At 74.6% G+C, this 9,235-nt stretch carries 9 protein-coding genes; 8 read left to right on the forward strand and 1 reads right to left on the reverse strand.

The features are described 5' to 3' along the window. Positions 1–46: 46 nt before the first annotated feature. Positions 47–1,693: an SLC13 family permease gene (locus ACFU0Y_RS15175; protein ID WP_380215360.1), complete on the reverse strand. Its 1,647-nt coding sequence runs from the start codon at positions 1,691–1,693 to the stop codon at positions 47–49. Positions 1,694–1,978: 285 nt separating this feature from the next. On the opposite strand from ACFU0Y_RS15175, the gene ACFU0Y_RS15180 reads away from it, so the two are divergent. Genes ACFU0Y_RS15180 through ACFU0Y_RS15215 form a run of 8 tightly spaced genes read left to right on the forward strand, consistent with a single transcriptional unit; the run spans position 1,979 to position 9,182 of the window. After that, positions 1,979–2,239 carry a monovalent cation/H+ antiporter complex subunit F gene (locus ACFU0Y_RS15180; RefSeq protein ID WP_380215361.1) on the forward strand — a complete coding sequence of 87 codons (261 nt, stop codon included), beginning with the start codon at positions 1,979–1,981 and terminating at the stop codon, positions 2,237–2,239. Then, positions 2,236–2,571 carry a cation:proton antiporter gene (locus ACFU0Y_RS15185; protein WP_380215362.1) on the forward strand — a complete coding sequence of 112 codons (336 nt, stop codon included), beginning with the start codon at positions 2,236–2,238 and terminating at the stop codon, positions 2,569–2,571. Before ACFU0Y_RS15180 ends, ACFU0Y_RS15185 begins: the two co-directional genes overlap by 4 nt. Continuing rightward, a complete protein-coding gene (locus ACFU0Y_RS15190) occupies positions 2,564–3,517 on the forward strand; it encodes a hydrogenase subunit MbhD domain-containing protein (RefSeq protein ID WP_380215363.1) in 954 nt (317 codons plus the stop codon). The genes ACFU0Y_RS15185 and ACFU0Y_RS15190 overlap by 8 nt, the downstream gene beginning before the upstream one ends. Next, positions 3,514–3,822 (forward strand): NADH-quinone oxidoreductase subunit K, encoded by a 309-nt coding sequence (locus tag ACFU0Y_RS15195; protein WP_380215364.1) that lies wholly within the window; start codon positions 3,514–3,516, stop codon positions 3,820–3,822. The genes ACFU0Y_RS15190 and ACFU0Y_RS15195 overlap by 4 nt, the downstream gene beginning before the upstream one ends. Further along, positions 3,819–5,294: a complex I subunit 5 family protein gene (locus tag ACFU0Y_RS15200; RefSeq protein WP_380215365.1), complete on the forward strand. Its 1,476-nt coding sequence runs from the start codon at positions 3,819–3,821 to the stop codon at positions 5,292–5,294. Before ACFU0Y_RS15195 ends, ACFU0Y_RS15200 begins: the two co-directional genes overlap by 4 nt. Beyond that, on the forward strand, positions 5,291–6,835 hold the full coding sequence (locus ACFU0Y_RS15205) for a complex I subunit 5 family protein (RefSeq protein WP_380215366.1): 1,545 nt from the start codon (positions 5,291–5,293) through the stop codon (positions 6,833–6,835). The genes ACFU0Y_RS15200 and ACFU0Y_RS15205 overlap by 4 nt, the downstream gene beginning before the upstream one ends. Next, positions 6,832–8,637, forward strand: coding sequence for a proton-conducting transporter membrane subunit (locus ACFU0Y_RS15210; RefSeq protein ID WP_380215367.1), 1,806 nt, complete (start codon positions 6,832–6,834; stop codon positions 8,635–8,637). The genes ACFU0Y_RS15205 and ACFU0Y_RS15210 overlap by 4 nt, the downstream gene beginning before the upstream one ends. Continuing rightward, entirely contained in the window at positions 8,634–9,182 is a 549-nt protein-coding gene (locus ACFU0Y_RS15215; RefSeq protein WP_380215368.1) for a Na+/H+ antiporter subunit E, read from the forward strand. The genes ACFU0Y_RS15210 and ACFU0Y_RS15215 overlap by 4 nt, the downstream gene beginning before the upstream one ends. The last annotated feature ends 53 nt before the right edge of the window (positions 9,183–9,235 follow it).

Here is a 9,235-nt window from a genome sequence, read left to right on the forward strand (position 1 = left end):
GCCCCGCGGCCTGAGCGCGGGGCCGCCGTGGGCCGGGCGGGGACGGTCAGTACACGATGGAGAACACCCAGACGCCCAGCGTCATGGTCAGCAGGGTGATCAGGACGATCCCGATGAGGTTCAGCCACAGTCCGCCCTTGATCATCTGCCCGATGGTCACGTAGCCGGAGCCGAAGGCGATGGCGTTGGGCGGGGTGGCCACCGGCAGCATGAACGCGCACGTGGCGGCGAGGGCCACCGGGATGGCCAGCAGCATGGGGTCCAGACCCAGCCCGAGGGCGACGCCCCCGGAGACGGGCAGGAACGTGGCCGCCGTGGCGGTGTTGCTGGTCAGCTCCGTGAGGAAGAGGATGCCGGCGGCGAAGATCGCCACGACCAGGAGGACCGGCACGGCGCCCAGCGCCGCGGCGCCCTCCCCGATCCAGTCCGTCAGGCCCGAGGACGTGAACTGCGCGGACAGGGCCAGTCCGCCGCCGAACAGCAGCAGCACGCCCCACGGCAGCTTCACCGCGGCGTCCCAGTCCAGCAGCCGCACGCCCCGCTGGGCCCCGGCGGGGAGCAGGAACAGCAGCAGCCCCACGACCAGCGCGATGCCGGCGTCGCTGATGGGCGGGGAGTCGAAGACGATGGGCACGAACACCCAGCTCAGGGCGGCCAGGGCGAAGATCGCGAGCACCAGCTTCTCGCCCGTGGACATGCGGCCCAGCTTGTCCAGCTCCTGGTTGATGAGCCTCCTGCCGCCGGGGATCTCGTCGATCTCCGGCTTGAACAGCACCTTGGTGAGCAGGAACCAGGCGATGACGAGCATGACGGCGGACAGCGGCACGCCCACGAGCATCCACTGGCCGAAGCCGACGTCGATGCCGTGCGCCTCCTGGAGGTAGCCGACCATCAGGGTGTTCGGCGGGGTGCCGATGATGGTGCTCAGGGACCCGATCGAGGCGGCGTAGGCGATGCCGAGCATGAGCGCGGTGCCGAAGTTGGAGGCGATGACGGCCTCCTTCACCTCGGCGCTCTGCGGGTCGGCGCCCTCCAGGCCGGAGTCCTCCAGGGCGCCGCCGTCCGTGCCCCCGGCGGACGCCCCGGAGTCCTCGAGCAGCTTCGGCAGCAGCAGCAGCACGGACACCCCGATCGGCAGCATCATCACGGCGGTGGCCGTGTTGGAGACCCACATGCTGAGGAACGCGGTGGCCAGCATGAACCCGGCCACCATCTGGGCCGGCTTGGTGCCCATCACGCGCACGGTGCGCAGGGCGATCCTGCGGTGCAGGTTCCAGCGCTGCATCGCCAGCGCCAGCAGGAACCCGCCCATGAACAGGAAGATGATGTTGCTGCCGTAGGAGGCGCCGACGTCGTCCACGGCGACGTCCTCACCGAGCACGGGGAAGACGATCAGCGGGAGCAGGGCCGTGGCGGGGATCGGGATGGCCTCCGTCATCCACCACGCGCCCATCAGGACGGCGGTGGCCGCCGTGAGCTTGGCAGGGTGGGCCAGGTCGGCGGGCATGAGGACGTAGACCAGCAGGGCCAGCACCAGGCCCACGACGAGCCCCGCCCACTTGATCCGGTGCGTCTTGGCGTGCTCCGGGGGAGCCTGCTCCCCCGGGGAGCGGAGGTCGGCCGGGTCCCCGCCGCCCGGCCGGGGGTCTCGCTGCGTCGAAGGGGCTCCGGGGCTGGACGGTGTGCTGGCCATGTCTGCTCCACATCCGTTCGTGGGGGCGGGTCGGGACGCCTTCAGTCTAGGGGCGGAGCCGGGCCCGGCGTGACCCGGGACACCCCGGCCGGAGCCCCCCTGCCGGACAGCGCGGCCGGCCCTGCTGGCCCTCGGAACCGGCTGGTAGAGTCGGGAACGACCCTCTGGCCCGAGGAGCCCGATGCGCCACGACGCCCTTCGCCGATCAGGGAAGGGGGCCGTCCGCGACCGGACCCCCCACCGGTCCCCGGGGCTCCGTGCCGTCCCTCTGCGGGGAGGGTCACCGTGATCGGGCCGGTCCTCGACGTGGTCGCGGTGGTGCTCGCCGCCAACCTCCTGCTATGCCTGGTCCGGGTGCTGCGCGGACCGACCGGCCGCGATCGCCTCCTGGGCGTCCTCCTCACCGGCACCACGGGCGCCGGGCTCCTCGCCGTCCTCTCCGTCAGCACGGGCGTGCCCGCCCTGCGCGACGCCGCCCTGGTGATGATGGCGCTCGCCGCGGTCGTCGTGGTGTCCAGGCTGCGGGCGGAGGCCGAGGAACGATGACCGTGCACCTGGCCCTGGACCTGCTCACCACCGTCCTCGTCGTGGCCGGCACGGGCTTCTTCACCATCGGGACCATCGGCCTGCTGCGGCTGCCGGACCTGCGCACGCGACTGCACGCGCTCACGAAGGCCGACAACCTCGGCCTGGGCCTCGTGGTCGCAGGCCTCGTCCTCCAGACGGAGTCGGTGGGTGCGGCCGCCAAGCTGCTCGTCATCTGGTCGCTGGCCATGCTCGCCTCCCCGGTGGTCGCCTCCCTGCTGGCCCGGCGCGAGGGACTGAGCCCGGCCGCGAGGGCCGCGGACGGACCGGCGGAGGAGGCCCCCGATGGCTGACGACCCCCTCCGTGCCGTGGACGTCCTGCTCGGCCTGGCGGTGCTCGCCGGAGCGGTCGCGGCGGTGGCGCCGCGGCGGCGCACGGGCGCCACCGTGGCCTTCCTGGTCTTCGGCCTCCTCCTCGTGGTGCTGTGGACGCGCCTCGGCGCCCCGGACGTCGCCCTGGCCGAGGCCGCGATCGGCACGGGGGTGACCGGGGCCCTGTTCGTGGACACGGTCACCCGCGGGCGCCCGGTCCCGGAGGAGGGCCCCCGCGGTTCCCGGCGGCTCACGGCGACGGCCGTCCTCGGTCTGCTGACCGGCACGCTGCTCGGGGCCGGTCTCGCCGTGGTGCTCGTGCGCTCCCTCGTGGGCGGGGGCACGGGTCTCACCGAGCGGGTGCGGGAGCGCATGGACGAGTCGGGCGTCGACCACCCCGTGACGGCCGTGCTGCTGAACTTCCGCTCCTACGACACGCTGCTGGAGATCGCTGTGCTGCTCGTCGCGGTCCTCGCCGTGGCGGTGACCCTCGGGAGCGGCGCCGAGCGAGCCGGGCGGCCCGCCGCCGCCGGGCGACCGGACACCCTCGTCTGGTTCTGCCGGGTCGTCTCCCCGGTGCTGCTGCTGATCGCGGCGTGGGTGCTGTTCGCGGGGGTGGACCGGCCCGGCGGCGCGTTCCAGGCGGGCGCCGTGCTGGCCGGTGCCCTCATCCTCATGAACACGGCCGGGATCGGCCCGGCCCCCTGGCACGGCGTGGTGCTGCGCGGGGCCCTGGTGGTCGGCCTGGTGGCCTTCCTCGCCGCGGCGGTCTGGGGACCGGCGACGGGCGGGGCATGGCTCGCCCTGGACCCCGCCTGGGCCGGCTGGGTCATCGTGGCCGTGGAGACGACGCTGGCCCTGAGCATCGGGACGTCCCTGACGGTGGTCTTCCTGGCGCTGGGCCGGGGGCGGGTGGTCGTGCGGTGACCGTCCTCGAGTGGTACCTGTGCGTCGCGGCGGCGCTGATCGTGCTGGGGTCCGTGCGCCTGCTGCTGGGACGCGATCCGCTCGTGCGCCTCATCTGTCTCAACGTGGCCGGCAGCGGGGCCCTGCTGACCCTGGTGGTCCTGGCCGCGCGCTCCGACCCGCCGGACCCGGTGCCCCACGCCCTGGTGCTCACCGGCATCGTGATCACCGTGGCGTTCACGGGGGTGGGGCTGGTCCTGCTGCGGCGCACCGAGGAGGCGCCGCCGGATCCCCCGGAGCCGGCCGGGGAGGAGAGTGTTCCATGAACGGCACCTCCTCGCTGCTCGGCCTGCTGGTCCTCGGCCCGCTGGCCCTGGCGGTGCTCAGCACGGTCCTGCGGGACCGGTGGCTGCCACCGGTGGGTCTGCTGGGGGCGGCCTCCGTGGCCGCCGCCACCCTGGCGCTGGTGGTGCGCGTGGCCCGCTCCGGGCCCGTGGGGCACGACCTCGCCGGGTGGGGCTCGCCCCTGGGCATCGTGCTGCACGCCGACGGGCTCAGCGCGGTCTTCCTCCTGCTGACCGCCCTCGTGGGCGCGGGCCTGACGGTGCACGCGGCCTCGGACCGCACGGCCGTCGGCGGCGACGCCCGCTTCTGGCCGCTGTGGTTCTCCACCTGGGCGGGTCTCAACGCGGTCTACGTGGCGGGGGACCTCTTCAACACCTACGTGGCGCTGGAGGTGGTGGGGATCGCCGCCGTGGGGCTCGTGGCCCTGGGCGGGCGGACGGCGTGGGGTCCGGCGCTGCGCTATCTGCTGGTCACCGTGCTGGGCTCCACGCTGCTCCTGGTGGTGGTCGCGATCGTCTACGCACAGACCGGGACCCTGGACCTCCTCGTGGCGGGCGAGCGGCTGGCGGACGCCGGGCAGGACAGCCGCTGGGCCGCGCTGCTGCTCGTCGCCGGGCTCGGCCTCAAGGCCGCGCTCGTGCCGATGCACGCGTGGTTGCCGCCCGCGCACGGCTCCGCCCCGACCGTGGTGAGCGCGATCCTCTCCGCGCTCGTGGTCAAGGCGGCGTTCTTCGTGCTGGTGCGGATGTGGTTCTGGGTCCTGGGCCCGGACCCCGCGGTGGCGCTGCTGCTCGGCCTGCTCGGCTCCCTCGCCGTGCTCTGGGGCGGGACGATGGCCCTGGCCCAGCAGCGGCTCAAGCAGGTCGTGGCCTACTCCACCGTGGTGCAGATGGGCTATCTCTTCCTGTTCTTCCCCCTGTCCGCGGCCGCGGCGCACGACCCGGAGGCCCAGCGGGCACTGTGGGGCGGGATGGCGGCACTGGCCGTGGGCCACGGCTTCGCGAAGGCCTCGCTGTTCCTCTCGGCCGGCACGCTCAAGAGCGTCTACGGCACGGACTCGCTGGCCGGCCTGGCGCGCGTCGTGCGGCCCCTGCCGTCCGTGGTCATGGGGATGGGCGTCGCCTCGGTGACGCTGGCCGGCCTGCCGCCGAGCCTCGGCTTCGCGGGGAAGTGGCAGCTCGTCCTGACGTCCGTGGGCAGCGGTCAGTGGGGCTGGGCCGTGGTGGTGATCGGGGGCGGGCTGCTGTCCGCCGCCTACCTGCTCAAGCCGCTCACGGTGATGCTGCGCGAGCCGCAGGGAGGGGCACCCCCGCTGCCCGCGACGCGCACCGCGTCCCTGCCGGTCCGCTGGATGCCGCTGGTGCTGGCGCTGGTCCCGCTGCTGGCCGGTCTCGCCGGACCGGGACTCACCGATCTCGTGGTGGTCGGGGCCCCGGCGGGAGGAGACCGATGACCGCCGGCGGATTCACCTTCACCGGGCCCAGCGTGGTCCCGCTCGTCATGGTGCTGGTCTCCCTGGTCCCCGGGGCCGTGATCTTCTTCCTCCGCGAGGACCAGGTCAGGGCGCGCTCGACGCTGAACATCGCCGCCGCGGTGGCCAAGCTGGCGCTGGTGGCCGCGCTGGTGCCGGTCGTCGTCGCCGGGGCCCGGCCGGAGTGGCGCACCCCGCTGTTCCCCGGGATCGACCTCGTCCTGCGGGCGGAGCCGCTGTCCCTGCTGTTCGCGGGTCTCTCCGCCGTCCTGTGGCTGCTGACCACTGTCTACGCCATCGGCTACCTCGAGCGGTACTCGCACCGCAGCCGGTTCTTCGGCTTCTTCAGCCTGTGCGTGGCCGCCACGGTGGGGATCTCCTTCTCGGGCAACCTCGTGACCTTCCTGATCTTCTTCGAGCTGCTCACCATCACCACCTATCCGCTCGTGGCGCACTGGGGCACCGCCGAGGCGGTGCGGGCCGCTCGGCTGTACCTCTTCTACACGCTGTCCGGCGGACTGAGCCTGCTGGCCGGGGTGGCGCTGCTGACCGTGCACGCGGGGTCGGTGGACTTCGGGGAGGGGGGTGCCGCCGGGGTGCGGGCCTTCGCGGCGGAGGACCCGGCGGCCGCGGCGCTCGCCTTCGTGCTCATGGTGGCCGGGCTCGGGGTCAAGGCCGCCCTCTTCCCGCTGCACGGCTGGCTGCCCCGGGCCATGGTGGCGCCGGCCCCGGTCAGCGCCCTGCTGCACGCGGTGGCCGTGGTCAAGGCCGGCGTCTTCGGGATCGTGCGGGTGGTCGACGACGTCTACGGGGTGGAGCTGGCCCACGATCTCGGGGTGCTCGGCCCGCTGCTGGCCCTGGCCGCCTTCACGGTGGTCTACGGCTCCGTCCTCGCCCTGCGGCAGCAGGACCTCAAGCGGCGCCTGGCCTACTCGACCGTCAGCCAGGTGTCCTACGTGACCATGGGCATCGCCATGTTCAGCGAGGCCGCGACCGCGGGCGGACTGGTCCACCTCGTGCACCAGGGGCTGATGAAGATCACCCTCTTCTTCTGCGCGGGGATCTTCGCGGAGGTCCTCGGCGTGAAGACCGTGTCCGGGCTGGCCGGGGTGGGGCGCCGGATGCCGTTGACCGCGGCCGCCTTCACGGTGGGCGCGTTCGGGATGATCGGGCTCCCGCCGGTCGCGGGCTTCGTCTCCAAGTGGCAGCTCGGGCAGGGTGCCCTGGACGCGGGTCACCCGGAGATCGTCGGGGTGCTGCTGCTCAGCGCGCTGCTCAACGCCGCCTACTTCCTGCCGGCCGTCTACGCGCTGTGGTTCCGTGAGCCGCCGGAGGGGGCGGCCGACGACGGCGTGCCGCCGGCCCGCGACCGCGGGGGCCCCCTGCGGGAGGCGCCGGGGGCCCTGCTCGTGCCCGTGGTGACGACGGCGGTCCTGTCGGTCGCCGCGGGGGTGCTCGCGGGGGTGGCGTACTCGCCCCTGTGGCTGTCCCTGCTGATCGCGGAAGGAGCGTACCCGGGATGACCGTCGTGCTGTGGTCCCTCGCCCTGCTCTACCCGCTCGTGCTCGTCACCGCCCTCGCCGGGAGCGGGCTCGCCGCCCCGGGCCGCGCCGCCCGGACCAGGCGGCGCCTCCTGCCCTGGGCCCCGCCGGCGGTGCTGCCGTTCGTCCTCCTGACGCTGCTCCCGCCGGACGGGCCCGGCGGACCGCCTGCCCTCGAGGTGCCCTGGATGCTGTTCGGGATGTCCTGGGAGCTGGACCCGGTGGCACGGCCCCTCGTGCTCACGGGCGGGCTGCTCTACGGGGCGGCGCTCGCGGCGACCACGTGGACGAAGCCCTCGCGCGCGGAGGGGACCGGATCGGCCGGCCTGACGGGCTTCCTGCTCGTCAGCCTGGTCGGGAACATGGGGGTCTACGCGGCCGCGGACGCCGTGTCCTTCTACCTGTGCTTCGCGCTCATGAGCTTCGCGGCCTACGGGCTCGTCGTCCACCACCGCACCCGGCAGGCGCGGCGGGCGGGACGCGTCTACCTCGTGCTGACGGTGCTGAGCGAGTCCGCGATCCTCGGGGCGCTCCTGCTCGTCGTGTCCGCGGGCGGGATGCGTCTCGCGGACGCCCCGGTGGCCGCCGCCGGCTCCGAGCACCTGCACTGGATCGTGGGACTGCTGCTCGTGGGCTTCGGGGTCAAGGCCGGCACCCTCCCGCTGCACGTGTGGCTGCCCCTCGCCCACCCGGCGGCCCCGCCGGCGGCCAGCGCGGTGCTCTCGGGCGCGATGGTCAAGGCCGGACTGGTGGGGTGGCTCCGGTTCCTGCCCCTCGGCGAGGTCCCCCTGGAGCGCTGGGGCACGGCCCTGGTGGTGCTCGCCCTGCTCGGTGCGTTCCTGGCCGTGCCCGTGGGGGACCTGCAGGACGACCCGAAGGTGGTGCTCGCGTACTCCACGATCAGCCAGATGGGGTTCCTCGCCGCCGTGGTCGGGGTGGCGCTGGCGGTCCCGGAGCTGGCCGAGGCGTGCATCGGGGCCGCGGTGGTGTACAGCGTGCACCACGGCTTCGCCAAGGGCGCCCTCTTCCTGGGGGTGCCGGTGTGGAAGCACTTCGGCGCCGCGCGCACTGCCCCCCTGGCCGTGCTGGGCCTGTGCGGGGCCGCCCTCGCCGTGGCCGGGGCGCCGCTGAGCTCCGGAGCGGTGGGCAAGTACGCCGCCAAGAACGCGGTCGACGGCGTCACCGTCGCGGGCCTGGACCTCGCGCATCTCCTGCCGTTCGTGGCCACGGGCTCCACCCTGCTCCTGCTGCGCTTCGGGCTGCTCCTGGCGCGGACCGGGCGCGGGCCGCAGCACCGGCCGGACGCCGAGCTGTGGGCGTGGCTGCTCATCGTGCTGACCGGGATCACGGTGCCGTGGACCCTCACCCAGCAGTGGGTGCCGGTCGCGGCCTTCCCGGGGATCGAGCCCGTCACCCTGTGGGACGCCTCGTGGCCGATCCTGCTCGGCCTGCTGCTCGGCGCCGGATGGTGGTGGCTGTCGGCCCGGGACGCCGTCCCCGCGTGGGCGGCGCATCCCGACGGGCGCGCCGTGCCCCCCGGGGACCTGCTGGTCCCGGAGGAGCGCCTGCTGCGGCGGATCGGCCGGTCGGCCGCCCGCGCCGAGCAGCGCGCCGCCCGGACCGCGGCGGTGCTGCGGACGGCCGCCCACCGGATCCGGCCGGGGCACCGGCGGGTCGCCGCCGTCGGGTCGGCGGTGCGCGCGGTGCACTCCTGGACCGGCAGCGGCGCGGTGCTGCTCCTGCTGATGACCGGGACGGCGCTGGCCCTGGTGGTGGTCCCGTGAGGTGGGTCGGGGCGGTGACGGTCCGCGGGGCGCTGCTCGGCCTGCTGTGGTGGGTGTTCACCGAGGGCGACTCGCCCGGCTGGTACTACGGGGTGGTCGCCTGCGCGGCGGCGCTCGTGCTCAGTCTGCGGCTCTCCCCGCCGGCGGCCCCGGGCGGGCACCTGCTCTCCCGCGCCGGGCACACGGTCCGGCTGGTCCTCTGGTTCCTCGTCCACTCCGTGCTGGGCGGCATCGACGTCAGCCGCCGCATCCTGGCCCGGCGGGTGGACGTGCACCCCGAGGTGCAGCGCCACCCCCTGCGCCTGGAGCCGGGGCACCAGCGGCAGGTCGCCCTGGCCATGGTGAGCCTGATGCCCGGCACGCTCATGGTGTCCATGGCCGAGGACACCGCCCTGATCCACGTCCTGGACGCCCGGATCCCGGTCGCCGAGAACTGGGACGCGCTGCAGCGCAGGATCGCCGCCGCCGCCGGGACGTCCCTCCTGGGGGAGGACCGGCCCCGGGAGGACGGGCCTCCGGCACCGACCGCCCAGCCGGGCGGATGACCCGCCGCGGCCTCCCGCCCCGGCCGGCCACCGTCCGGCCCGGGGCAGGACGC

Source organism: Kocuria sp. NPDC057446 (assembly GCF_042802875.1).
In the GTDB taxonomy this organism is placed as follows: domain Bacteria; phylum Actinomycetota; class Actinomycetes; order Actinomycetales; family Micrococcaceae; genus Kocuria.

Coding starts and splice junctions, on each gene's coding strand:
- ACFU0Y_RS15175 (WP_380215360.1), bottom strand. CDS start 1,693: ATGGCCAGCACACCGTCCAGCCCCGGAGCCCCTTCGACGCAGCGAGAC.
- ACFU0Y_RS15185 (WP_380215362.1), top strand. CDS start 2,236: ATGACCGTGCACCTGGCCCTGGACCTGCTCACCACCGTCCTCGTCGTG.
- ACFU0Y_RS15205 (WP_380215366.1), top strand. CDS start 5,291: ATGACCGCCGGCGGATTCACCTTCACCGGGCCCAGCGTGGTCCCGCTC.
- ACFU0Y_RS15200 (WP_380215365.1), top strand. CDS start 3,819: ATGAACGGCACCTCCTCGCTGCTCGGCCTGCTGGTCCTCGGCCCGCTG.
- ACFU0Y_RS15210 (WP_380215367.1), top strand. CDS start 6,832: ATGACCGTCGTGCTGTGGTCCCTCGCCCTGCTCTACCCGCTCGTGCTC.
- ACFU0Y_RS15190 (WP_380215363.1), top strand. CDS start 2,564: ATGGCTGACGACCCCCTCCGTGCCGTGGACGTCCTGCTCGGCCTGGCG.